This is a genomic window from Marinobacter sp. es.042 (assembly GCF_900188315.1).
Classification (GTDB): domain Bacteria; phylum Pseudomonadota; class Gammaproteobacteria; order Pseudomonadales; family Oleiphilaceae; genus Marinobacter.
On record NZ_LT897781.1, the window covers coordinates 2,303,583 to 2,327,888 of the forward strand.

Annotated in this window: 26 protein-coding genes; 12 read left to right on the forward strand and 14 right to left on the reverse strand. The window is 59.8% G+C overall.

The annotated features are described in order from the left end of the window. Positions 1-5 precede the first annotated feature (5 nt). From rlmH to CFB02_RS10820, 4 genes are all read right to left on the reverse strand, one after another. Positions 6-476: a 23S rRNA (pseudouridine(1915)-N(3))-methyltransferase RlmH gene (gene rlmH, locus CFB02_RS10805; protein WP_008176432.1), complete on the reverse strand. Its 471-nt coding sequence runs from the start codon at positions 474-476 to the stop codon at positions 6-8. 2 nt (positions 477-478) lie between these two features. Beyond that, positions 479-829, reverse strand: coding sequence for a ribosome silencing factor (rsfS, locus tag CFB02_RS10810; protein WP_088559224.1), 351 nt, complete (start codon positions 827-829; stop codon positions 479-481). A 70-nt stretch (positions 830-899) separates the two neighbouring features. After that, positions 900-1,550 carry a nicotinate-nucleotide adenylyltransferase gene (gene nadD, locus CFB02_RS10815; protein WP_088558009.1) on the reverse strand — a complete coding sequence of 217 codons (651 nt, stop codon included), beginning with the start codon at positions 1,548-1,550 and terminating at the stop codon, positions 900-902. Between the two features lie 5 nt (positions 1,551-1,555). Next, positions 1,556-2,812, reverse strand: coding sequence for a glutamate-5-semialdehyde dehydrogenase (locus CFB02_RS10820; protein ID WP_088558010.1), 1,257 nt, complete (start codon positions 2,810-2,812; stop codon positions 1,556-1,558). A 173-nt stretch (positions 2,813-2,985) separates the two neighbouring features. Between CFB02_RS10820 and CFB02_RS10825 the strand changes: the two genes are divergently transcribed. Genes CFB02_RS10825 through CFB02_RS10835 form a run of 3 tightly spaced genes read left to right on the forward strand, consistent with a single transcriptional unit; the run spans position 2,986 to position 6,451 of the window. Continuing rightward, entirely contained in the window at positions 2,986-4,002 is a 1,017-nt protein-coding gene (locus CFB02_RS10825) for a GGDEF domain-containing protein (protein ID WP_088558011.1), read from the forward strand. Then, positions 3,999-4,997 (forward strand): GGDEF domain-containing protein, encoded by a 999-nt coding sequence (locus CFB02_RS10830; protein ID WP_088558012.1) that lies wholly within the window; start codon positions 3,999-4,001, stop codon positions 4,995-4,997. Before CFB02_RS10825 ends, CFB02_RS10830 begins: the two co-directional genes overlap by 4 nt. Further along, entirely contained in the window at positions 4,994-6,451 is a 1,458-nt protein-coding gene (locus tag CFB02_RS10835; protein WP_088558013.1) for a bifunctional DedA family/phosphatase PAP2 family protein, read from the forward strand. The genes CFB02_RS10830 and CFB02_RS10835 overlap by 4 nt, the downstream gene beginning before the upstream one ends. Here the strand turns inward: CFB02_RS10835 and CFB02_RS10840 are convergent. Together CFB02_RS10840 and CFB02_RS10845 are read right to left on the reverse strand one after the other, a co-directional pair. Further along, positions 6,448-7,026: an LON peptidase substrate-binding domain-containing protein gene (locus CFB02_RS10840; protein ID WP_039882136.1), complete on the reverse strand. Its 579-nt coding sequence runs from the start codon at positions 7,024-7,026 to the stop codon at positions 6,448-6,450. The two genes, CFB02_RS10835 and CFB02_RS10840, sit on opposite strands and share 4 nt — an antisense overlap. A gap of 52 nt (positions 7,027-7,078) precedes the next feature. Then, positions 7,079-8,335 carry an HDOD domain-containing protein gene (locus CFB02_RS10845; protein WP_088558014.1) on the reverse strand — a complete coding sequence of 419 codons (1,257 nt, stop codon included), beginning with the start codon at positions 8,333-8,335 and terminating at the stop codon, positions 7,079-7,081. A 160-nt stretch (positions 8,336-8,495) separates the two neighbouring features. Here CFB02_RS10845 and ilvD point away from each other — a divergent pair, with 160 nt between their 5' ends. Next, positions 8,496-10,331: a dihydroxy-acid dehydratase gene (gene ilvD / locus CFB02_RS10850; RefSeq protein WP_088558015.1), complete on the forward strand. Its 1,836-nt coding sequence runs from the start codon at positions 8,496-8,498 to the stop codon at positions 10,329-10,331. Positions 10,332-10,403: 72 nt separating this feature from the next. Here ilvD and CFB02_RS10855 read toward each other — a convergent pair whose 3' ends face one another. Together CFB02_RS10855 and CFB02_RS10860 are read right to left on the reverse strand one after the other, a co-directional pair. Next, positions 10,404-10,823: a peptidoglycan-binding domain-containing protein gene (locus tag CFB02_RS10855; RefSeq protein WP_008176454.1), complete on the reverse strand. Its 420-nt coding sequence runs from the start codon at positions 10,821-10,823 to the stop codon at positions 10,404-10,406. Positions 10,824-10,945: 122 nt separating this feature from the next. Then, positions 10,946-12,061 (reverse strand): AI-2E family transporter, encoded by a 1,116-nt coding sequence (locus CFB02_RS10860; protein ID WP_088558016.1) that lies wholly within the window; start codon positions 12,059-12,061, stop codon positions 10,946-10,948. Positions 12,062-12,188: 127 nt separating this feature from the next. Here CFB02_RS10860 and CFB02_RS10865 point away from each other — a divergent pair, with 127 nt between their 5' ends. The 3 genes from CFB02_RS10865 (at position 12,189) to CFB02_RS10875 (ending at position 13,910) form a co-directional block, all read left to right on the forward strand. Continuing rightward, entirely contained in the window at positions 12,189-12,539 is a 351-nt protein-coding gene (locus CFB02_RS10865) for a hypothetical protein (RefSeq protein ID WP_088558017.1), read from the forward strand. A gap of 75 nt (positions 12,540-12,614) precedes the next feature. Continuing rightward, positions 12,615-12,863 (forward strand): hypothetical protein, encoded by a 249-nt coding sequence (locus CFB02_RS10870; protein ID WP_088558018.1) that lies wholly within the window; start codon positions 12,615-12,617, stop codon positions 12,861-12,863. A 147-nt stretch (positions 12,864-13,010) separates the two neighbouring features. Next, on the forward strand, positions 13,011-13,910 hold the full coding sequence (locus CFB02_RS10875; protein ID WP_088558019.1) for a haloalkane dehalogenase: 900 nt from the start codon (positions 13,011-13,013) through the stop codon (positions 13,908-13,910). 13 nt (positions 13,911-13,923) lie between these two features. Here the strand turns inward: CFB02_RS10875 and CFB02_RS10880 are convergent, their stop codons facing one another. Further along, a complete protein-coding gene (locus CFB02_RS10880; RefSeq protein ID WP_088558020.1) occupies positions 13,924-14,712 on the reverse strand; it encodes an acyl-CoA thioesterase in 789 nt (262 codons plus the stop codon). A gap of 198 nt (positions 14,713-14,910) precedes the next feature. On the opposite strand from CFB02_RS10880, the gene CFB02_RS10885 reads away from it, so the two are divergent. Then, entirely contained in the window at positions 14,911-16,440 is a 1,530-nt protein-coding gene (locus CFB02_RS10885; protein ID WP_088558021.1) for a DEAD/DEAH box helicase, read from the forward strand. Here the strand turns inward: CFB02_RS10885 and CFB02_RS10890 are convergent. The 4 genes from CFB02_RS10890 to CFB02_RS10905 are packed head-to-tail and all read right to left on the reverse strand — an operon-like array spanning position 16,437 to position 19,402. Further along, a complete protein-coding gene (locus CFB02_RS10890; protein ID WP_088558022.1) occupies positions 16,437-16,946 on the reverse strand; it encodes a dihydrofolate reductase in 510 nt (169 codons plus the stop codon). The two genes, CFB02_RS10885 and CFB02_RS10890, sit on opposite strands and share 4 nt — an antisense overlap. A 23-nt stretch (positions 16,947-16,969) precedes the next feature. Next, on the reverse strand, positions 16,970-17,809 hold the full coding sequence (locus tag CFB02_RS10895; protein ID WP_088558023.1) for a thymidylate synthase: 840 nt from the start codon (positions 17,807-17,809) through the stop codon (positions 16,970-16,972). After that, the gene (gene lgt, locus CFB02_RS10900; RefSeq protein WP_008176473.1) at positions 17,806-18,594 is read right to left on the reverse strand and encodes a prolipoprotein diacylglyceryl transferase; all 789 of its coding nucleotides are present in this window, start codon (positions 18,592-18,594) and stop codon (positions 17,806-17,808) included. Before lgt ends, CFB02_RS10895 begins: the two co-directional genes overlap by 4 nt. A 10-nt stretch (positions 18,595-18,604) precedes the next feature. Continuing rightward, positions 18,605-19,402: a sulfite exporter TauE/SafE family protein gene (locus CFB02_RS10905; RefSeq protein ID WP_088558024.1), complete on the reverse strand. Its 798-nt coding sequence runs from the start codon at positions 19,400-19,402 to the stop codon at positions 18,605-18,607. Between the two features lie 88 nt (positions 19,403-19,490). Between CFB02_RS10905 and CFB02_RS10910 the strand changes: the two genes are divergently transcribed. From CFB02_RS10910 to dxs, 4 genes are all read left to right on the forward strand, one after another. Further along, complete coding sequence (locus tag CFB02_RS10910) at positions 19,491-20,264, forward strand: NRDE family protein (RefSeq protein WP_088558025.1); 774 nt, start codon at positions 19,491-19,493, stop codon at positions 20,262-20,264. Positions 20,265-20,319: 55 nt separating this feature from the next. Continuing rightward, positions 20,320-20,574, forward strand: coding sequence for an exodeoxyribonuclease VII small subunit (locus CFB02_RS10915; protein ID WP_008176478.1), 255 nt, complete (start codon positions 20,320-20,322; stop codon positions 20,572-20,574). Further along, positions 20,574-21,470, forward strand: a complete 897-nt coding sequence (ispA, locus tag CFB02_RS10920; protein ID WP_088558026.1) for a (2E,6E)-farnesyl diphosphate synthase — start codon at positions 20,574-20,576, stop codon at positions 21,468-21,470. The genes CFB02_RS10915 and ispA overlap by 1 nt, the downstream gene beginning before the upstream one ends. Before the next feature lie 133 nt (positions 21,471-21,603). Beyond that, a complete protein-coding gene (dxs, locus tag CFB02_RS10925; protein ID WP_014576114.1) occupies positions 21,604-23,535 on the forward strand; it encodes a 1-deoxy-D-xylulose-5-phosphate synthase in 1,932 nt (643 codons plus the stop codon). 75 nt (positions 23,536-23,610) lie between these two features. On the opposite strand, the gene ribA is transcribed toward dxs, so the two are convergent. After that, the gene (gene ribA / locus CFB02_RS10930) at positions 23,611-24,225 is read right to left on the reverse strand and encodes a GTP cyclohydrolase II (RefSeq protein WP_088558027.1); all 615 of its coding nucleotides are present in this window, start codon (positions 24,223-24,225) and stop codon (positions 23,611-23,613) included. Positions 24,226-24,306: the final 81 nt, after the last annotated feature.

A 24,306-nucleotide genomic window follows, 5' to 3' on the forward strand; every position in this document is an offset into this window, starting at 1 on the left:
TCCCCCTAGGCCCGGTGATACGGGTGATTGCGGGTGATCGACCAGGCCCGGTAGAGCTGCTCTGCCAGAACAATACGCACCAGGGGATGAGGCAGGGTCAGGGGCGACAGCGACCATTGCTGGTCGGCCCGCTTGCGGCAATCGTCGGCGAGGCCATCCGGGCCGCCCACCAGAAAGCTGACGTCCCGACCATCCTGCTGCCAGTTCTCCAGCTGCGCCGCGAGCTTTTCGGTCGACCATGGCCGCCCACCAACCTCCAGCGCGATAACGCGGTCTTTTGCACCGGTGGCCGCCAGGATGGCGTCACTTTCTCGCTGCATCAGCCTGGGGATATCGGGATTCTTGCCTCGGTGGGCGACGGGGATTTCAACCAGTTCCACGGGTAGCTCCGGCGGCATGCGGCGGGCGTAATCTCCGAATCCGGTGCTGACCCAGTCGGGCATTTTCTGCCCCACACAGATCAGGCGTAACCGCATGATTATTCGCTGCCCGCAACACCAAGATCCGGAGCATCACGCCAGAAGCGCTCCAGATCGTAAAATTCTCTTGTGGCAGGCATCATAACGTGAACAACCACATCGCCCAGATCCACAAGAATCCAGTCGCTGACGCTGGCACCTTCAACATTGCTCGCGCGTACGCCCTTCTCCTTCGCTTCGACCACGACGGAGTCTGCCAGGGATTTCACATGTCGGTTGGACGTTCCGGATGCCAGAACCATGAAGTCGGTGACACTGGTGCGGTCACGGACATCGATCACGCTGATGTCCTGTGCTTTCACATCTTCAAGCGCATTAATTACCAGATCTTTCAGTTGCTCTGCCTGCATAATCACCCTGTTGGACGGGCGTTTGCCGGTATGGCCGCCCGAAATGTCATATTCAGACGCGATTGTAGCACTAAAAGTTCCCGTCAGGGCATGCTCCATAGAGCCCCTGGCGGCGAATTTCTGTCCAGACCGAGTCAGGCACCAGATAGCGGGGCGAGCGTCCGTCACCGATACGCTCCCGAATACCGGTCGCTGAAACATCCAACAAGGGTGGATCCAGCTCGAGAACGCAGCCACAGGGACTGTCATGCAGGGCCTCCGGGCTTTCCACACCACGCTCTTCCAGCAATCGGGCCGGTTCGGAGGATGGGTCCAATGCCGGGCCCGGCCGACGGACCACCACCACATGCGCCAGATCCGGAATCTGCTGCCATTCCCGCCAGCGATCGAAGCCAGCAAATGCGTCCGTGCCAACCACCATCACCAGGGGTTCATCCGGACCAAGCTCGGCCCGGAGTTGGCGAAGAGTATCGGCGGTGTAGGACGCTCCTTCTCGTGAGAGCTCCCGGTCGTCAATCCGCAACTGGGGCTCACCGGCCACTGCCAGCCTCAACAACTCCAGGCGCTGGCTGGAAGACGCCCCGGTTTGCCCCCGGTGCGGCGGAATATGACAGGGCACCAGGCTGACGTAATCCACGCCAAGACGATCGCTGATTTCCAGCGCCAGCCTTAGATGGCCATGATGCACCGGATCGAAGGTCCCTCCATACATGACATGCATGGGCATCAGGTCCGGATGTGCCCGTCACCGAAGACCACGTATTTCTGGGATGTGAGGCCCTCCAGCCCCACCGGACCCCGGGCGTGGATCTTGTCAGTGGAGATGCCGATTTCGGCCCCCAGACCATACTCGAATCCATCGGCAAAGCGCGTGGAGGCATTCACCATCACCGAACTGGAATCCACCTCCGTGATGAAGCGGCGTGCGCGCGTGTAGTTCTCGGTAATGATGCTGTCGGTATGTTGGGAGCTGTAGCGGTTGATATGGGCAATGGCGCCATCCAGACCGTCAACCACGCGCACCGCCAGCACCGGAGCCAGATATTCGGCTTCCCAGTCTGCCTCGGTAGCTTCGCCCACGCCTTCGACGATGGCCCGTGTTCGCTCGCAGCCCCGCAATTCCACGCCTTTTTCAACAAAAGCCTGGGCCAGCAAAGGCAGGATATCCTCGGCGATTTCTGCATCCACCAACAGGGTTTCCATGGTGTTGCAGGTTCCGTACCGGTGGGTTTTGGCGTTGATCGCCACCTTCAGCGCCTTTTCCGGATCGGCATGGCTATCGATGTAGACATGGCAAACGCCGTCAAGGTGTTTGATAACAGGCACCCGGGCATCGCGGCTGATGCGCTCGATCAGACCCTTGCCGCCCCTGGGTACAATCACATCAACGTAGTCTGGCATGGTGATCAACTCTCCGACCGCAGCACGGTCCGTTGTCTTGATCACCTGCACCGCATTCTCTGGCAACCCTGCTTTCGCCAGTCCTTCGGAAAGACAGCGGGCAATGGCCTGGTTGGAATGAATGGACTCTGAGCCGCCCCGGAGAATGGTCGCATTGCCCGACTTGAGGCAAAGACTGGCAGCCTCGACCGTCACATTGGGGCGGGACTCGTAGATAATACCGATGACGCCCAGCGGAACGCGCATCTTGCCCACCTGGATACCGGAAGGACGGTAGGTCATGTCGGTGATCGCTCCGATCGGGTCTGGCAGCGACGCCACCTGGCGCAGGCCCTCAATCATGGTGTCGATTCGCTGGGGCGTCAGCTCCAGTCGGTCGAGCATCGCCGCATCCAGACCATTTTCACGGCCCCTCTGCAAATCCTTGCCATTGGCCAGGGCGAGCTCTTCCCGAGCTGCATCCAGGGCCTCTGCCGTCGCCAGGAGCGCCTGATTGCGCACGGCGGTGGTCGAACGTGCCACTCCGGTTGCCGCGGCACGGGCCTGCTGCCCAACCTCAGCCATGTACGCTGCAATATCCATTCAAATACCTTTCTGTTTTCAAGCGGAATCAGGAATCAGGGCCTAACTTTACCTTTCCCGTTTCAAGTACGCATCCCAAACAGATATTATACCGCTGCGATATGCCATACTCGGACCTATAAAGGTTCCTCGGGGACGGTTTTTCAAGGGAGTTCGGGAAAAGGAAGGACACCATGGCCCAGATGGCCGAAAAATTCCTGTTGAGCAAGTTGTCGCGAGCGGGCTTCGTGGCCCTGATCGCCATTGCGACCCTTTGCGCCGTGCTGGGAGAACCCATGGTTGCCGCGGCCGCGGCCGCCGCGGCAGGTATTGTCATTGCCAGTAAGACGTTCCATCCCAACCGGGTCCATCAGCCCTGGCCGAGTGTCCAGCAGGCTTTCTTTGCCATGCTTCTGCTGATACTGCTGGCCAGTTTCTGGACCGGCCCTTGGATCCTGAGCCATTGGCTTTACGCGCTCCCTCTGGTTGCTTTCGCCCTGGTCCCGCCAGCGGCCGCAGCCGTGGTGACACTGGTGATCGCTGTATTGGCAATGATCGCGACACAATGGGCGGTAGGCCTGGCCGACCGCCACCAGATGATCAGTGCCTTTCTGCTGACCCTGTTGCTTTCGGCGTTGCTGGTCTTCCTGCGGGACTACAAGGCCCGTCAACTCGCTCCGTTGCGCCGTACCGACGAGCTGACCCAGGCGGCCAGCCGGGAATACCTGTCCGCCGATCTTCATAAGGAAATACAGCGCAGTGAGCGGGAGGGCACCGATATGTCGATTATCATGATCGGGCTGGACACCCATTTGAGCGACGACGAACCGGATGAGGATATCCGCTCGATTCTTCCCCGCATCGGTCGCTACCTGCACTCCCAGATCCGTGATTTCGACACCTACTACCGGGTAGCGGATCTGCAGTTTCTGGTGATCCTGCCGGGCATTTCAACCAGCGACGCGATCGCCCGCGCCGAGACGATCCGCAAGGGCCTGGCAACGCTTCTGGAATCCCACGGTATGAACCTGACCGTCAGCACCGGGATCGCCGGCCTGAATATCGGTGACGATGCCAACAGTCTGCAGCAGAGTGCCGCGAATGCCCTGCGCCGGGCCCAGCAGCAGGGAGGCAACCGAAGCCAGGCCTACAGTTCATGGTCGCAGCCGGCACAACCGAGCCAGCCTCGGGCAGAGGGGCCAGTGGCATGACAGAGACCCGACTGAGAACCTGGACACATGCGTTTGGCTACGGCATCGCCTGCCTGTTCATTGTCACCCTGGCGATGCAAAACCTCCGCTATGGCTTCTACGAACTCTTTTACCTGGCCTCAGGGATGGCGGTTCTGACCCTCGCGGGTGCCGTTTACACCATCATTTGCCGCCGGCATCAGCTGTCGGCCCCCGGGCACCTAGTCATCCTCTCCGGCCTGAACAGTGGCATGCTGGCAGCGCTGCTGACAATGGATGCCCCAGGCATCAGCCACTGGGCCATGCCCCTGCTGGTGCTGAATCTGCTTATCCTGCCCCTGCGTCAGGGCGTCGGGCTATCGCTTCTGCTGCTGGTACCCATGTCGATCATCCTTTTCCTGGAAAAGGCACCGGCTGACGCCATTGCCATCACAGGGGGCCTGTTCATCCTGCTGGCGGTTGCAGCCCTGTACATCTGGCACTACGACCACATGGCCCAGTCGGCAGAGGACCTCGCCATTACCGATCCGGTGACTGGCGCCCATAATGCCCGCTTTCTGGATGAAACCCTTCAGAAAGAGATCAGCCGTGCCATCGCCACGGGGCACTGTCTGTCCGTCATCGACCTGAGCATTGATTACGCCGACGAAGTGGCCGACCTTCACGGCAGGGACCAGGTTCAGGGCCTGTTCCGGGATATGACCGAGCACCTCTTCGGCGTGATTCGGGCCGGCGACACCCTGTACACACTGAAAGACTCGGAGTTTTTCCTGATCCTGCCGTTTACCCCGGAAGAAGGCGTGCGAGTGATTGCCGAGCGGATTCGCCGGACCATTGCCGAACACCACTGGCCGGTCGTTGGCAAAGCCACAGTAAGCCTCGGCTGCACCACCCGCGGCAGTGGCGACACCCGCACCGATACACTCAGAGACCGGGCCCACCAGGCCATGGAAGAAGCTCGCAGACGCGGTACGGATTCGGTCTGGTTCAGCCCGGGAGAAACCATCGAAACATGAGCAGTGCCTGGCTGAACGACCTGTCGGCATGGCTCAGCCTGCATCCCGGCTGGCTGGCAACAGCCCTGTTTACGACTGCCTTCATCGAATCCCTCGCAATAGCCGGCATTATTGTCCCGGGTGTCGCCATTCTGTTTGCCGTCGCCGTATTGGCGGGGGAGACCGGTATGCCGCTTGCGGAAGCACTGCTTTGGGCGGGCCTTGGGGCCATCACCGGCGACACGGCAAGTTTTGGCCTCGGGCGACTGCTGCAGGGGCGCCTGACAACCGCCTGGCCACTGAGCCGCTATCCAAAAATCATCGGTACCGGGGAGCGCTTCTTCAAGCGTCACGGCGGCAAGAGTGTGATTATCGGCCGCTTCGTCGGCCCGGTCAGACCGATCATCCCTCTCGTGGCCGGGGCCCTGATGATGTCCTGGCGACGCTTTCTGGCCTTCAACATCGGCTCCGCTGTTGCCTGGGCGCCGGTCTATATCTTCCCGGGCTTTCTGGTGGGCAGTGCCCTGGCCAGTGACATCAGGCCTCCGGCGCATTTTTATGCTGTCATTGGCATCAGCCTGGCGGCCCTGACGGTGGTCTATTTCGTGCTGCTAAGGTTTCAACTGGGGCTCGGGGAAGACAGCCGTTTCTACCGCTGGCTGAAGCAATGGATGGCGCAATACGAGGCTACGAACCGCTTCTGGCGCTTGTACACCAATCAACGACCGGCCCGGGAGGGCGAATTCCCGCTAGCCTCATTCATGCTCGCGCTGGGTGCCTCCGCGCTATTGCTGATCTGGGGTCAATTGGCTACAGCAACCAGCCTGCTGGACGGGTTCGACCAAGCCGCCCTTCTCTGGTTTGAGCAACTCCGGCAACCTCTCCTGGACGGCCCCTTCATTGTCATTACCCTGCTGGGTGACGCCCCGGTGTTAGTGACCGCCGGTGTGCTCGCCTGTGCGGCGCTGCTGTTCCGGGGCTATTACGCCGCGGCCATCCATATTCTGGCGGCTATCGCAGTGACGGTGGTTCTGGTCTGGGGCCTGAAGGCGCTGCTGGGCGTGCCCCGGCCGGATGAAGTCATGGGCCCGCCGAATTCCGGCGCTTTTCCCAGTGGCCACACGGCGGGTATTACCCTGCTGGTGACGCTACTGGCAAGTTTTGTCGCCGGCGAAAGCAGGCATCGGAGACGTTGGCAATACTACGTGCTGCTCTCGCTGCCACTGGTGCCCGTGGCTTTGAGCCGGCTCTACCTTGGGGTGCACTGGTTCACCGATGTGATTGGAGGACTGCTGCTTGCCCTGGCCGTTACCGGTGCGGTGCGGGCCAGTTACAGCCGCTATGACAAGGTTCCGTTGGCGCCGGATATAGCCATCGTTGGTGCAGCGGTGGTGTGGTTAATCCTTACGGGAGCCTACATCCTGCTGTCCTGGGATCAGGCGGTCTTGAACTTCAGGCCGGTTGCTGGCACCTAGCCTTCTTCCAGCGCCTCCAGAAGTCCCTGGAGCCGGGTGAGCCGCTCCAGAGGGTCCTGCAATTCCACCAGCTTCTGCTTCTCCTGCTTGTCCAGTGGCAGAAGTTCGGTGAGCCGCCAGCCAACATCCCGGGCATCACCATAGTCAATGTCCATGTTCAGGTCCCGGATGACCGGATGACGAAACAACGCCTTCAGAACCGAGGGCAACTCGCTGAAACGCTCCGGCACCTCACTCTCTGCCTCTTCAATCAGGCATTCGACGTCACCCACATTCAGGCCGTCTTCCTGCTGCCAGCTGCGGACCACGGAGACCTTGGATTCGCCCTCAACGGTAATCCCCAGAAGGCCGTTTTCCAGCTGCTGGAAATCAATAATACGTACATAGGTGCCGATATCGTAGAAGGCGGCGGTGCGCCCGGCCTCTCCGCCTTCCTGCAACAGCACCACAACGAACCCACGATCCTCCTTGAGACAACGGGTCAGCATGTCGATGTAGCGCGGCTCGAACAGCTGCAAGGGAATCCTCCCCCTGGGCAGGACGATGGAATTAAGGGGGAACAAAGGTACATTCATAAGTGCAACAGTCACCGGAAAGCAGACTCCACAGTTTACACAGCCCGGACAATCACCGGATGGACAGCAATTGCTGAACTTCGTCGACCCGGGCCCTGGCCTCCGTCAGAAGCTGCAAACTGCGAGAAGCATTGAGTTCAAGCTCGCCCAGACGCCGGTACGCCGGCACCTGGTCAAACGGGGGAAGCTCGGCATTCTGGCTGGAACCGATCATCGAATGCAATTGCGCCACGATAACCACATCCACCAATTGGGGTGATGTTTCTCGGCATTCATAGCCCCAGTCCTCGGCATGACGGACCGCCTCAACGAACGCCGGCGGGAACGACCAGTTCTCCAGAACCGCCGTACCCACATCCGCCCTGAGTTCGCGGATTGCATGGCTGAGGTTGGCCTCATCGGCAAAGAGATTCACATGATGTTCCGCCTGGACCAGGATCGGTACCACGCCGATATCATGGAGTAGCCCCGCCAGCAACGCCTCCTCCGGATTCAGTTTGGTGGCGTGATCCGCCAGCACCCAGCAAAGGGCAGCCACTTCACGGGAGTGACGCCAAAGCTTTTCCATCTCGTTCTGAAGCGACGCCTGACGGGTCTTGAACACCTCACGCATGGAAAACACCGTCACCAGCTGGCGGGTGGTGCGCATGCCCAAACGGACCACTGCTTCCCGGACATTCCGGACATCACTGAATCCGCGATAAAGCGGGCTGTTACAGGCGCGAACGAGCTTGGCCGCCATCGCCGGGTCGGCCGATACGGCAAGAGCCACCTGATCCGCCGTCGACTCCTCGCGATCTACCGCCCGCCGGACCTTCCAGGCCACATCCGGCACACTGGGAAGCTTCACCTGGTTCGACCTCAGCTCCGACAGGAACTCCATCAGCAGGTGATGCTCCTCGCTCTCCAGCCCTCCATTGCCTTCACCAGAATCCATCTCAACCTGTTCGACAGGCGCCGAACGCAGCAGCTGGTTGAGGATGTCCTGCTCGACGACCAGGAATTCCGAGGGTTTGACAGCTGTAACGTCGTACATCCGTGGCTGGAGTCTGGCAATCGGGTTCTGGGCTTTCTCGGTTTCGGCTTCGATGATCGTTTTTCGGCCATCCACGGACTCAAGCTCGATCTTTCCTGCCACCAGGAAAAAATCGAGACCGTCACGGACACCGCGTTCCAGAACCCTCTGCCCTGGCCCATGGGTACGACGCTCGGCCCGGCTGGCAAGCAAAACCAACTGGTCATCGGTCAGCCGGTTCAGAGGCTGAAACTCTTTAAGGCGACGAAGCGGCAGGCTTTCCTGGCCGGCCATAGGCATACTCCTTGTCGGATCAAACCGGAAAATAAGTTGGCAACCGTGTTAACTATTGTAAACAGAGGCTCTGAAAACAACCATGCGCCTGGAGTCTAATCTGGTATCCTCTGTTTTTTTGATCAATGTCATCAGGTAACAATAGAGAGAAAAGAACCCCATGCCTCAGTATCGTTCGCGGACATCCACCGCAGGCCGCAACATGGCCGGCGCCCGTGCCCTCTGGCGCGCCACCGGCATGAAAGACGGCGACTTCGGCAAACCGATCATCGCGGTTGCCAACTCTTTCACCCAGTTCGTGCCCGGCCATGTGCACCTTAAGGACCTCGGGCAACTGGTGTGCCGCGAAATCGAGTCCGCGGGGGGTGTTGCCAAAGAATTCAACACCATCGCGGTCGACGACGGCATCGCCATGGGCCATGACGGCATGCTGTACTCCCTGCCATCCCGGGAGATCATCGCCGACTCCGTAGAGTACATGGTGAATGCACACTGTGCCGATGCGCTTGTGTGTATTTCCAACTGCGACAAGATCACCCCGGGCATGCTGATGGCTGCCATGCGCCTCAACATCCCCACGATCTTCGTCTCCGGCGGTCCCATGGAAGCAGGCAAGACCAAACTGTCCGAGCACAAGCTCGACCTGGTGGACGCCATGGTCATTGCTGCAGATCCCAACGCCTCCGACGAACAGGTGGAAGAGTATGAGCGCAGCGCCTGTCCGACCTGTGGCTCCTGTTCCGGCATGTTCACCGCCAACTCCATGAACTGCCTCACCGAAGCGATCGGTCTGGCGCTGCCGGGCAACGGTTCACTCCTGGCAACGCACGCCGCTCGGGAGCAGCTGTTCCTCAAAGCCGGTCGACAGATTGTGGAGAATGCGCGGCGCTATTACGAGGAGGACGACGCCAGCGTATTGCCGTTGAGCATTGCTTCAATGGCGGCTTTCGAAAACGCCATGGTCATGGACATCGCCATGGGCGGCTCAACCAACACCATCCTCCACTTGCTGGCGGCTGCCCAGGAAGGCGGTGTCCCGTTCACCCTGAACGAGATCGACCAGCTGTCACGTCGTGTACCGCAACTTTGCAAAGTGGCTCCGAACTCACCCAAATATCACATGGAAGATGTGCACCGGGCCGGCGGTATCATGGGCATTCTCGGCGAGCTGGAACGGGGCGGCCTGATCAACACCGACCTTCCCACCGTGCACAGCAAGACCATGCGAGAAGCGCTCGAGACCTGGGATATCATGAGGTCGCCGCCCACCGAAGTGGTCGAGTTCTACAAAGCCGGTCCTGCCGGCATTCCCACGCAGACCGCGTTCTCCCAGAGCACCCGCTGGCCAACCCTCGACGGTGACCGGGAAACCGGCTGCATCCGCTCGGTTGAGAACGCCTACAGTTCCGAAGGCGGCCTGGCCGTACTCTATGGCAATATTGCCCTGGACGGCTGCGTGGTCAAGACTGCGGGCGTAGACGAGAGCATCTTCGTGTTCGAAGGCAAGGCAAAAGTATTCGAGAGCCAGGATTCCGCCGTTGCCGGAATTCTCTCCGACGAGGTCAAGCCGGGCGAGGTTGTCATCATCCGTTACGAAGGGCCCCGTGGCGGACCGGGCATGCAGGAAATGCTGTATCCGACCAGCTACCTTAAATCCAAGGGACTCGGTAAAGACTGCGCGCTACTGACGGACGGACGTTTCTCTGGCGGCACTTCCGGCCTGTCCATCGGCCACGCGTCGCCGGAAGCGGCCGCCGGCGGAGCCATTGGCCTGATCGAAAATGGCGATACAATCCGCATCGACATTCCGAACCGGAGCATCAATGTGGAGCTGGATCAGCACGAACTGGATCGTCGCCGGGAAGCCAGGGACGCCAAGGGCTGGAAACCGGAACTGCCACGGGAACGCAAGGTGTCTGCAGCCCTGAAAGCCTATGCGCTGCTGGCCACGAGCGCCGATAAGGGCGCCGTTCGGGATCTCGAAAAACTCGACTGAGCACTGAGATCCTGAACCAAAAAAAAGCCCGGCGGGACATCTCGCCGGGCTTTTTTGTTCAGGAAACTCCGATTACCAGAGCGACCAGCCGCCATCTTCCTCTTCTTCAATGGCGTCATCCTGTTCCGGCTCCGGGGCCGAGGTTTCTGCCGCGGAAGAAGCCGACTCCTGAGCCGGCGCGCTGCTAGCTGCGGCGGACTGTGACGGTGCCGAAGCCGCAACCTGAACCGATATCATACCCAAGGCTTCCTTGGTCGGATCGTCCAGATTTCCCGTGGCCTGAAGACCATTATCCTGCTGGAACCGGGTAAGCGCGGACCGGGTTGAGTCATCCATCTGCGGGCTGACATTGGTAATGTCGTATCCTGCTCCGTAGAGCGCGTTCTTGAGTGCAACGATCTCATCCGCGAAGGCTGCAGGGGCAAAGCCCAGTGTGACCGCCAATCCGGCCGCTGCGGCCAGGCGTCCCAATCGGGTAGTTGCGTTTCTCATGGTACTCACCTGCTAACTCCTGATATCTCATTGATATCCGTTTCTTTCTTGTTGTGTGGTGCCTATCTCCACAGGCTGGGGCAAACGGTTAAAAGACTACCATACTTTTGTCGCATGTCGCCTTACGGGACATCATGTCCCGTTTTCTTGCTTTGCGCAGGGGTCTCTTCGTGCGCAGAAGCGGTTGGGCGGTGGGCTTCTTCGCTGAATTCGCGGATGAAAATGCCCCAGAACGCCATAAACAGTGCAGCTACCAGCGGTCCCATTACGAATCCGTTGATGCCGAACATGACAATGCCCCCAAGGGTCGACAACAGAACAATGTAGTCCGGCAGCTTGGTATCACGACCAACCAGTACCGGGCGCAGCAGGTTGTCTGCCAACCCGATGACCACCACACCAAAGGCTGTCAGCACCACCGCTTCGACAACATCGCCCACGGCCGCCAGGTAGATGGCCGCCGGCACCCAGACCAACGCCGCACCCACAGCCGGCAACAGCGATACGATCGCCATAACCACACCCCAGAGCAACGCACCACTGATGCCCAGGATCCAGAAAATCAGCCCGCCCAGAGCCCCCTGTATGATTGCAATCAGCAGGTTGCCCTTGACGGTCGCGCGGGTCACCTCCGCGAACTTGGCAAACAGCAACCGCTCCCGCTCATCGCCCAGCGGCAGAGCCCGAATCATCAGCTCGACCAGCGCACTGCCATCCCGAAGCAGAAAGAACGCCAGATACACCATCAAGGCCAGGCCCAGGAAAAACTGGAAGGTATTCTGGCCCACGCCCAGCGCCTGCCTGCCCAGGAACTGGCTTCCTCCGACAAAGATACTCACGGCCCGGTCCCTCAGCTCGGCAAAGCTGATATCAAACTGCGCCAGGAAGGCCTGGATGGCGGGGAACGACTGGTTGACCCGATCTATGTATTCCCCGGGCCGTATTTCACCACTCTGGATCTGCTGATAAAGCGCGACGCCCTCAGCAATCAATGATGTCACCAGTATCAGAACCGGGATAACCACGATGAACATGCAGATACACAGGGTGATCAGCGCATTTACATTGGGCCTGTCCCCGAGTTTCCGTACCAGCAGTTGCTGCACCGGGTGGAAAATCAGGGCGATGGCGACCGCCCAGAATATGGGCCCGAAAAAGGGCTTCATAAGAAATACAAAGGCAAGGGAAACGCCGACCAGCAACGCCAGAAAAGTCCGTGTTTCAAGTTTTGCGTACATAGATTATGCGGTTCCCTGATGTTGGTTCTGCAATTTAAAGAGCCATTCTACCCTACCACGCTGGCGTGGCCACTGTAGCTATCTTCGGGTTATAGTGGACGGTTGTTGATCAACTAACAGACAGGTCATGTTGTTGGAACTGGAAACCTTCACCATCGAAACAGCCCTGGATGCGGCCACTGAGTTGCGCAAGGTTCTGGCCGCCAGAACTCACCGGCGCAAAGTGATGGGTCAGGAAGTCATGGTGCCGGGTCAGTTGGGCGAGGCCCTGCAACTACCACGCATTATCAACCGGCTCCAGAGCAAGCAGATGAAGCGGAGGGAGCTTGGCCTCGAGGACTTCCAGGAAGTGTGGCCTACCCTGTCGCCACAGACTCGGGAGAGAGTGCTGGGGGCAATCGGCTGGTATGACCCCAAGGAGCTTGACTGGGATGACAAGCGCTCCAACCGTCGGCCACTGGTCGATCCTGACAGTTAAGCCGTATAACACCGGCATCCCGACTTTGAAATGTCATACTTGGCCCATATGTTGGGCAGTATCAGGAGGATATTTATGACTGAACAACATCATTACACAGCACTTCTTGCTGAAGGCAGCGCGGTTCCCACACTCCTGTGTGGCCACTGCCACTCGATTCTCTCCAGGGCCCGGATTTTCCGGAATGAGGGCGACCAGCACCAGAACATGGCGTGCCGGACCATTGGCCTTTGCTCAGCCGACGATTGCGGCGCCGTCAATTGTTGCGATGACGCTCTGGCCCGCGTTGACAACCCCGAGCGCCTGTTTGGAATTGCGTCCTGATTCAAAGCCACAACGCTCTGTTACGCAACTCAAACACACAAAGTTTCCATCTGCTTTATCCTGATCTTCGACGATTGTAGTAGGGCATTATGAGCACCGGATGCCGCCCGGCAATCACGCAACCAATCAGTCAGGACAGTCGATGGCATGCGTATTCTGAGAACCGATGAAGCCCGCTTCGCAGGTCTTCCGGATTACCCCTTTGCTCCAAACCATCTTGACGTAGAACCGGGTCTCCGGATGCACTACGTTGACGAAGGCCCCAGAAACGCCTCGCCCGTTCTCATGCTCCACGGCGAACCATCCTGGTCCTACCTGTACCGGCATATGATCCCTCTGGTGGCAGAGGCCGGTCACCGGGTGTTAGCCCCGGATCTGATCGGATTCGGCAAATCCGACAAGCCGGCGTCGGTTGCAGACTACAGCTACGGCCGCCATCTCACGTGGCTGGCCAGTTGGCTTGAACAGCTCAACCTGACCAATGTCACCCTTGTGTGTCAGAACTGGGGATCGTTGCTGGGCCTGAGACTGGCCGCGGAACACCGTCAGCGATTCAGCCGAATCATCGTCGGAAACGGTATGCTGCCGACCGGCGAAACGCCTGTTCCAACGGTATTTTCCATGTGGAAGGCATTTGCCACCCACAGTCCCTGGTTTCCGGTCGGTCGTATCGTACAATTGGGCACCGACCGCACCCTGAGCAAAGCTGAAATTGCCGCCTACGAAGCCCCATTTCCGTCGGCAGAGTTCAAGGCCGGAGCCAGGGCGTTTCCAAAACTGGTTCCGACTGAACCGCACACGCCGGACAGCGACGCCAACAAGGCGGCCTGGCAGGTCCTGGAGAAGTGGAAGAAGCCTTTCATCACCTGCTTCAGCAGTGGCGATCCAATTACCCGGGGCGGCGACAGGCACATGCAGCGCCGGATTCCCGGTGCCCACGGACAGCCTCATATCACACTCAGAGGCGGGCACTTTCTCCAGGAAGATTCACCGGAAGATTTCGCCCGCATTATCATCGATGCCCTGAAATCGGAAATGGCGGCCTGAGCCGCCATTTCCGTCAACCGAAGACCGTTACGGTCTGACGACTCAGCGCCACCAGCTCGCCTCTGGCGGTCCAGATTCCGGCCTGGGTGTGGCCGTAACCGGCGCCAGCCTGATCAATGGACACCTTGTACAGAAGCCAGTCTCCCGGCTCCATAACCGGCCTCGGATGTACGATATCCAACGCCCAACTCAGGGAACTGGTCCTCACCCGCTGTTTTACATAGGGCAGAACCGCCGGTGGCCAGGCGTCCACCAGAGCAATAATGTGGGCATCAGAGAACGTTTCCGGCGATGTCCGGAACTGCATCCAGCCGCCGAGCTCCCGGCCTCCCTTGCCGCTGAATGGCAGGTTACCGAAGGCCCAGCGCATCTCGATCTGCCGAATGAATTCCGGGGTCACACCCTCGATGTAGTCCAGCCCCGGGCACTGGCTGACCGGATTTGCCTCGGGCGCCGGCAGAGCATCCACCTGCACCTGCGAGTCCCGGTCTCCGCCAAAGCTGGCCAGGCAGACCAGCCGGGTTTCACCCTTCTGGACAATGCGGCCCTGCACCTGACTGACCGCTTTTCCCTCTCGCAGAATCTCGGCCTCGAAACTGGCGGGGACCTCCGGCTCCACCGGCCCCACGAATGATACTTGCAATGACCTCATCGCACGGCCCTCGGCGACAAGCTTTTCCATGCGCTCAAACATCAACGCTGCCGTGAGACCGCCAAAGGTGGCTCTGCCCTGGGACCAGCTCTCGGGCATGATCAGCTCCTCACTGCCACGGGCCGCCCGCAATAATTCGTCAAAGGTCATTTCAAGTTCCTGTTAGCAACCTATCGGGATAGCTACGAAGAGTGCCCAAGATCGGACGGCAACGCAATGGCCTGTCCCCGGCAACTACCTATAGCCTCGCCGGGGTTATGCGTATTAAAGCAGCAACAAAGCAGCTATAATGTGCGTACAACATGCATTGCCCGGCAATGCTCTACCTCCCGAATTCCGAGTGAATCAATGTCTGAATTGTCCTTTGCCGAACTGGGGCTGGATCCAGCCGTACTTGAAGCTGTGTCCGCCGTTGGCTACGAAACCCCGTCACCCATCCAGGCCCAGGCGATCCCCGCGCTGCTGGCCGGTAACCATCTGCTGGGCGTTGCCCAGACCGGAACCGGTAAGACCGCGGCATTTGCATTGCCCCTGCTGAGCCGGATTGACGCCTCTGTTACCGACCCCCAGATTCTGGTTCTGGCCCCAACACGGGAACTTGCCATCCAGGTGGCGGAAGCGTTTACCACCTACGCCAGCAAGTTCCGGAATTTCCACGTTCTGCCCATTTACGGTGGCCAGGACTTTTATCCCCAGATCAAGGGCCTGCGTCGCGGTGCCCAGGTGATCGTGGGCACGCCGGGCCGGATGCTCGACCACCTGCGCAAGGGCACCCTGAAGCTGGACAGCCTGAAAGCGCTGGTTCTTGATGAAGCCGACGAAATGCTGCGCATGGGCTTTATCGACGACGTGGAAGCGATCCTGGCGAAGACGCCGGAGAACTGCCAACGGGCATTGTTCTCGGCCACCATGCCGCCGCAGATCAAGAAAGTGGCCCAGACCTACCTGCGCAACGCCACAGAAGTTCGCATTGAAAGCGAAACCCGCACGGTCGAGCGCATCTCCCAGTTCGTTCTGCCGGTCTATGCTGAGCGCAAGCTGGATGCCCTGACCCGCATTCTGGAAGTTGAGCCGATTGATGCCGCCATTATTTTTGTGCGCACCAAAGCGGAAACCACCATGCTGGCCGAAAAGCTTTCTGCCCGGGGCCACGCGGTCGCGCCCCTGAGCGGTGACCTGAACCAACGCCAGCGTGAACAAACGGTTGAAGACCTGAAGCGCGGGAAGAAAGACATTATCATTGCCACAGACGTGGCAGCGCGCGGTCTGGACGTTTCCCGTATCACACACGTCATCAACTACGACGTTCCCTACGACACTGAAGCGTACATCCATCGGGTCGGTCGTACTGGTCGTGCCGGTCGCGAAGGCAAGGCGATCCTGCTGGTAACACCGCGCGAGCGCAGTTGGCTGCGAACGCTTGAACGCGCAACAAACTCGCCGATGGAAGCTTACGAGTTGCCGTCTCCCGTCGAGCTCAAGAAAATGAGGGAGCAGCAGTTCGAGTCCCAACTGCTGGGCTTTGCGGAAGACAAGAAGTTGGCAAAGGCGATGTCGCTGCTGGACGAAATCGCCGAGCGCAATGACATGGACATGGCCATGGTAGCCGGCGCCCTCGCCTGCTGGATGGAAGCAGCTCAGCCAGGCTCCCTGCCCCTCGAACAACCAGAGGCCTTGCCAACCGTGTCGGCAACACCTCCCCGACGTGATCGTAAAGGTGGCGGCGGCCGTCCAGGCGAGAATCGCAAGGGCCCGAAAGGCGGTTTCAAGAAAGGTGGTCCGAAAGGACGTAGCGGTCCCGGTGGCCCCGGTGGTCGCGCCAAGCCTCCCGGCAAGGGCGGCAAGCCCGCAGGCAAGCGCCCACCTCGTCAGGCTTAAGCCTGGCGCCGATAGACCACGAAACTGTAGTCGTAAGGGTTGTTATCGGACGCGGAGAAATCCTCCCGTCCGATTTCTTCCCACTCATCCCAGTTTACTTCCGGAAAAAACGCATCCCCGTCCACCTCAGCGTGCACCTGGGTGATGTACATGCGATCAACCATTGGCAGCGCCTCGGCGTAGATCTGCCCGCCACCAATGATCATCACTTCGTCGCCACCTTCCAGCTCTGCCTGCGCCTCGGCCTTGACCAGCGCTTCGGGCAAAGACTTCGCAGCCACTGTTCCGGTTGGCGCTTCCCACGCTTCATTCCGCGAGATCACCACGTTCATCCGCCCCGGCAGCGGCCGACCGATGGAGTCCCACGTCTTCCGACCCATGATGATGGGCTTGCCCATGGTGGCCTGTTTGAAATAACGGAGGTCACCCGGCAGATACCAGGGCAGATTGTTATTGCGGCCGATGACCCGGTTACGGGACATGGCAACGATCAGGGCTTTTCTCATGTACTGGCCTCTTCGGGGTTCGGTCAGATGGCAATCGGCGCCTTGATGCCCGGGTAGGGGGCATAGCCCTCAAAGTCGAAGTCTTCCAGTTCGTAATCGAAGATACTCGCGGGCTTGCGTTTGATCACCAACGTCGGCAACGCGCGGGGCTCGCGCTTCAACTGTTCGAAGACGATGTCATCGGTCAGATGGTTCTGGTAGAGGTGACAGTCGCCGAAGGTATGCACAAACTCACCGACATCCAGATCACACTGCTGGGCAATCATGTGCGTCAGCAAGGCGTACGAGGCAATATTAAAAGGCACGCCCAGGAACAGGTCGGCGCTTCGCTGGTAAAGCTGGCAGGAGAGCTTGCCCTCCGCCACGTAGAACTGGAACAGGCAGTGACAGGGTGCCAGCGCCATACGACCCTCGCGAACGTTATCCTGGGGACCGATGGATTCGTCCGGGAGTTCGGCGGGGTTCCAGGCGGACACGATCAAACGGCGCGAATTCGGCTTGGTACGGATCTGTTCGATCACGTCACTGATCTGGTCAACAACCTCGCCATTGGGGCACTGCCAGCTGCGCCATTGTTTGCCATAGATAGGCCCGAGATTACCATTTTCCAATGCCCACTCGTTCCAGATCGAGACTTTGCGCTCCTGAAGCCAGGTGTTGTCAGTGGAGCCACGGAGAAACCAGAGCAATTCGTAGATGATACTGCGCAGGTGGACCTTTTTGGTGGTTACCAGAGGGAAGCCCTCCTGCAGGTTGAAGCGAATCTGACGGCCAAACACCGACCGGGTGCCGACACCGGTGCGGTCTCCCTTGTCGAATCCGTTATCAACAACGTCTTGCATAAGGTCGAGATAGGCTTTCATCGGGCTTGTCTCCGGTAGGCAATAAACATCAGGGCGGCGCCGGCAACGATCATCGGGAAGGACAGTACCTGTCCCATGGTAAGCCAGTCAAAGGCAAGATAGCCCAGCTGCGGATCCGGCTGACGCACGAACTCCACCAGGAAGCGGAACACGCCGTAGCAGATGAGGAACAGACCGGAAACCGCCATGGTCGGGCGCTGCCGGGATGAGAACCACCACAGGATCACGAACAAGGCCACGCCTTCCAGGGCAAACTGGTAAAGCTGGGAAGGATGACGGGCAAGAGAATCCGGAGCGGTTCGAAACACCATACCCCAGGCAACATCAGTGGGCTTGCCCCACAACTCGCCGTTAATAAAGTTTCCGATCCGCCCTGCACCGAGCCCAAGGGGCACCAGCGGCGCTACAAAGTCAGCCAGGCGCCAGAAACCGCTGCCCACCTTGCGGCCATACCACCACATGGCAAACATCACGCCCAGCAAACCGCCGTGGAAAGACATGCCCCCTTCCCAGACCCGCAGCAGCCAGAGCGGGTCCGCCAGGAAGGCGTCAAAGTTGTAGAACAGGACATAGCCGAAGCGGCCACCCAGGATGACCCCCAGGGCCAGGTAAAACAGAAGGTCACCCATCTGCTCTTCGTTGATAGGCGACCAGGGCTTGCGGGTGCGAATGCGTCCAAGCCACCAGCCGGCTAAAAAACCGAACAGATAAGTCAGACCGTACCAGTGGATCTTGAGGGGGCCGATGGCAATAGCCACCGGATCAATCTGGGGATGCTGCAGCATCAACTACCTCTCAGCTCAGGAGAAAACGGAGACCCACCAGCAGGAGCATGATGGAGAACGTACGCTTGAGAATCCGGGGGTTCAGCCGATGGGCCAGATTGGCGCCAACCCGGGCAAAGAAAACGCTGGTGAGAATGATACCTATGAGCGCAGGCAGGTAAATGAAGCCGGCGCTCAGTTCCGGCACTGCGGGATGATGCCACCCGGTCCAGATGTTACCCAGCGCACCGGACACGGCGATGGGCAGACCACAGGCGGCAGATGTACCGACCGCCTGCTGCATCCGCACGTTACACCAGCTCAGGTAAGGCACCGTAAGGGTCCCGCCGCCGATTCCGAAAATCGCCGACCCCCAACCGATAAAGCCACCGGCGACGCCCAGACCTGCCACCCCGGGAACGTCGCGACCCGGCTTGGGGTCAACCTGGAAAAACATTTTGAGCCCCACCAGAATGACAAAAATGCCGATGACCAGTTCGAGCGCGCGCCCGCTCATCATGGAGGCCGTCCAGGCGCCAACCAGGGCGCCGCCAATAATCCCGACCGTCATGGGCCGGAACAGATCCCAGCGCACGGCGCCGTGCTTGTTATGGGAGCGAATGGAGCTGACCGAGGTGAACACGATGGTCGCGAGCGAGGTGCCTACGGCCAGATGGGGAATAATCTCCGGATCGACTCCCTGCAGACCAAAGGTGAACATCAACACGGGCACGATGATCAGCCCGCCACCAATGCCGAACAGCCCCGCCACGGTGCCTGCCAGGGCACCGAGGGCCAGATAAGAAGCTATTACGTAGAACAGAGTCATTGTTTGAGCCGCACCGGGGAAACCAAGGCTGGTATGATACACAGCGCAAGAGTCAACTTCATTAAATCCGGGAGCCTACTCCTACACCATGTGCCTGATCGCTTTCGCCGTTGGCCAGAACCCTCATTTCCCACTGGTGGTTGCCGCCAATCGGGATGAATTTTTCCGCCGCCCGACGGCCGCCATGGACTGGTGGACCACCGAATCCGGCACCCGGGTGCTTGCCGGCCGTGACCTGCTCTCCGGTGGCACCTGGCTTGCGATTAATACCGCGGGAGAGGTCAGCGCCGTAACCAACGTCCGTGAAGGGGCACCTGAAACCGGCCGTATCAGTCGGGGTGAACTGCCTTTGCGGGCACTCACTGATTCCCGGGAGCATCTTGAACGCTATCTGCTCGACACCGGCGACCAGTTTTCCGGCTTCAACCTGGTGCAGCTGACCACAGCAGACGGATGGTATTTCAGCAATCGGGATGCCCATCCGGGCCGACAAATCCACCGCGGGGTCTACGGACTGAGCAATCATCTGTTGCAGACGCCCTGGCCCAAGCTTCTGCGCCTTCGGCAGGCTGCGGGAGACACCATTGCCGCCGCCGGACGGGATGCGGCAACACTGCACAACGAGCTGATTCCGCTGCTCCAGGACAGCACGCCCGCGCCAGACCATATGCTGCCCGATACAGGCGTTGGCCTGGAGACGGAGCGCTTTCTGTCGTCGCCATTCATCGTGGGTTCGGACTACGGCACTCGGGCAACCACCGTGGTGACCGTTTCAGCCAGCGGTGAAATCGAGGTGACGGAACAGAACTGGGGTCCGGATGCCCGGACCGGTGAACGACGTCACTTCCACTGGCGGCGATAGCGATCTGGCTCTGGTATAATCCGCGAAATTCTGCCACCCGATCGGAGGGCCCCTGATGGCCGGTGAACAAGGCGCCACATCGATAGCCGATTTTGAGAAGTCTCTTGATGAACTGGAAAAGCTGGTTCGCGATCTGGAGCAGGGCGAGCTGTCCCTGGAACAGTCCCTGACGGCGTTCGAGCGGGGTGTAAAGCTGACCCGGGAATGCCAACAGGCGTTGAAGAGCGCCGAGCAACGGGTCGAACAACTGGTCCAGAACAGCGACGGCACCCTGGAAACCCGCCCGTTCTCACCGGATGATGCTGACTGATGTCCGGAAAGAACCTGCTTGCCTCTGGATTTCTGGAAACCTGCCGGGCCCGGGTCGATGCGGAACTGGACCGGTGCATTACCCGTGATTCCGCCTCTGGCCGGCTGCAGGAAGCCATGCGCTACAGCGTGCTGGGCGGTGGCAAGCGAATCCGGCCGGCCTTGTGTCTTGCGGCGGCAAAGGCATTGGGCCAGACCGGTGATGATGCCCTGATTCCTGCCTGCGCGGTAGAACTGATCCACGCCTACTCACTGATTCACGACGACCTGCCCGCCATGGACGACGACGAATTGCGCCGGGGACGGCCTACTACTCACATCGCGTTCGACGAAGCCACTGCCATCCTTGCTGGCGATGCCCTGCAGGCACTGGCTTTCGGCTGGCTTGCCGAAGCGCCGGGACTGTCTGAGTCGGTGCGTCTGATCATGGTCCGGGAGCTGGCCCGGGCCAGTGGCCACGGAGGAATGGTTGGTGGCCAGGCCATTGATCTGGAGTCCGTCGGCAAAACCCTGGCCTTGGCGCAACTTGAAACCATGCACCGCCACAAGACTGGCGCCCTTATCGAAACCAGCGTGCGAATTGGCGCCCTGACGGCGCCGTCGGTCGACGAACAGGCCCTTGCTTCCCTGACCCAGTATGCCGAAGCCCTGGGCCTGGCCTTCCAGGTTCAGGATGACCTTCTGGACATCGAGGGCGATACAACGGTCATTGGCAAACCCCAGGGCTCGGATGCCGCCCGCGCCAAACCCACATACCCCGCCCTGCTTGGCCTGGAAGGCGCCAGGGAGCACCTGGCCAATCTGCTGGGACAGGCCAAGCAAAGTTTGCAGGCGTTTGGTCCCGAAGCAGACCCCCTGCGGGCAATGGCCGATTACGTGGTGGCAAGAACCCATTGAATCCCGGCGCTCCGAAGGCGCACACTGGCCGTAAATATTTTCGTAACAACTGGCCCGCTTTGTGTGAAACAGCTTCCCCTGTTCCCTTATAATGCCAGTCAGTTACTGAACGTACCGGAAAAGACCCGAGCAGATGCAGGACACTTATATTTTCAAGGAAATCCCGTCACAGCGGCCCAATACGCCGCTTCTGGACCGGATTGACGAACCGGCCCAGCTCAGAGAGCTGGCCCCGGAACAGCTGACCCGGCTGGCCCGGGAGCTCAGGGCCTTTCTGTTATGGTCAGTGGGCCAGACTGGCGGTCATTTCGGGGCCGGCCTGGGCGTGCTTGAGCTTACCGTCGCCCTTCACTACGTCTTTGATACGCCGAGCGACCGCCTGGTGTGGGACGTCGGCCATCAGGCCTACCCCCACAAGATCCTGACCGGACGGAAAGAGTCCATGGGAAGCATCCGCCGCAAAGGCGGTCTGGCCGGCTTCCCGAAACGGGCCGAAAGCGAGTACGACACCTTTGGCGTCGGCCATTCCAGCACCTCCATCAGCGCAGCGCTGGGCATGGCCATCGCTGCACGCCTGCAGCAGACCGGTCGAAAGAGCATTGCTGTGATTGGTGACGGCGCCATGACCGCCGGCATGGCGTTCGAGGCACTGAACCACGCCGGTCACCTGCACGCCGACATGCTGGTAATCCTCAACGACAATGACATGTCGATTTCCCGGAACGTTGGCGGGCTGTCCAACTACTTTGCCAAACTGCTGTCCAGTCGCACCTACAATCAGGTCCGCGATAGCAGCAAGAAGGTTCTGCAGGGAGCGCCACACCTGATGGCGCTGGCCAAGAAGACCGAGGAACACTTCAAGGGCATGATTGCCCCTGGCACGCTGTTCGAGGAACTGGGGTTCAACTACATCGGCCCGATCGATGGCCACGACCTGCCCCTGCTGGTGGAAACCCTGGAGAACATCCGGGAACTTGAAGGTCCGCAGTTCCTGCATGTGGTGACCACCAAAGGCAAGGGTTTTGCCCCGGCCGAAGCCGATCCGATCGGCTATCACGCCATCAACAAGATCGAGCCGGTTCCACCCAGTAAACCCGAACCGGTCAAGCCGAAACCGAAGAAGCCAAAATATGCCAACGTCTTCGGACAATGGCTGTGCGATTCCGCCGAACAGGATGAGCGCGTGGTGGGCATCACCCCGGCCATGTGTGAAGGCTCGGATCTGCTGGCATTCTCACAGCGCTTCCCGGAACGCTATTTCGATGTCGCCATCGCCGAACAGCATGCAGTCACGCTGGCCGCGGGGCTCGCCTGTGACGGCGCCAAGCCGGTGGTCGCCATCTACTCAACGTTCCTGCAGCGGGCGTACGATCAACTGATTCACGATGTCGCTATCCAGAACCTGGATGTGCTGTTCGCGATTGATCGCGCGGGCCTGGTCGGTGAAGACGGCCCGACCCACGCTGGCGCTTTCGACATCAGCTACCTGCGCTGCGTGCCGAACATGGTGGTGATGACACCGTCGGACGAAAACGAAACCCGCCAGATGCTCCAGACCGGCATGCTCTACGAAGGACCGGCATCGGTGCGCTACCCGCGTGGCACGGGCCCCGGTGCCGAAATTCAGCAGGAGCTGACGCCGCTTGAGATTGGCAAGGGCCGCCGGATTCGCAACGGCAAAGGTGTTGCCATCCTCAACTTTGGCACCCTGCTGGCGCCTGCTCTGGAGGCCGCAGAAGCCATCGGCGCGACGGTCGCAGACATGCGCTTCGTCAAACCCCTGGATGAAGAACTGGTGCTGGAGCTGGCCGAGCAGCATGAACTGCTGGTGACCCTGGAAGAAAACGCCATTGCCGGTGGTGCAGGCAGCGCCGTGACCGAATTCCTGAACAGCCGCCTGGTTACCATGCCGGTACTTCAGCTGGGCCTGCCCGATACCTTTATGGACCACGGCAAGCACGGGGAGCTGCTGGCCGAATGTGGTCTGGACGCCGCAGGTATTGAATCGTCGATCCGCACGCGGATCGAGACCCTGCGCCACCAGAATCTGAAAGCCGTCAAATAGACGGAACACAAGCCTGAGAATGCAAAAAAGCCCGCAGAATCCGCGGGCTTTTTTGTGTGTGGCTACAAAACCAGCTCAGATCTGAGGATCATCGTCCTGGTGTGTCTCCAGCCAGTGGCCCAGCTTGCTCTGCTTGGTATCGAGGTAGTGTTCGTTGTGGGGGTTGCGGCCCACATGCAGAGCGACCCTTTCGGTGATTTCGATGCCATAGGAGGACAGCGCTTTCACCTTGCGGGGGTTGTTGGTCATCAGCCGCAGGCTCTTGATGCCGAGATGCTCCAGCATGTCCTTGCACATGCTGTAGTCACGCAGATCAGCCGCAAAACCCAGACGCTCATTGGCCTCCACCGTGTCAGCGCCCTGATCCTGCAGGTGGTAGGCCCGGATCTTGTTCAACAGGCCGATCCCCCGACCCTCCTGGCGCAGATACATGAGGATGCCCCGCCCTTCCCGGGCAATGCTGCGCAGCGCTTCTTCCAGCTGATAGCCGCAATCACACCGCATACTGTAGAGAGCGTCGCCGGTCAGACATTCGGAATGCGTGCGGGCCAGCATGGGTTCGTCGCTATCGAGGTCGCCCAGGGTCAGGGCAACGTGCTCCTTTCCGGTGTCCGGTTCTTCAAAGCCGTGCATATCAAATACCCCGAACGGGGTCGGCAACCGGCAGGTCTGGATGTAACGAACAGCCACAGTGTTTCCTCGTGGTTCAGTCAATCGGGCCGCGCATTCTATCACGGGCCCGCCCGCTTGGCGTAGTCTCGGCACTGTCGC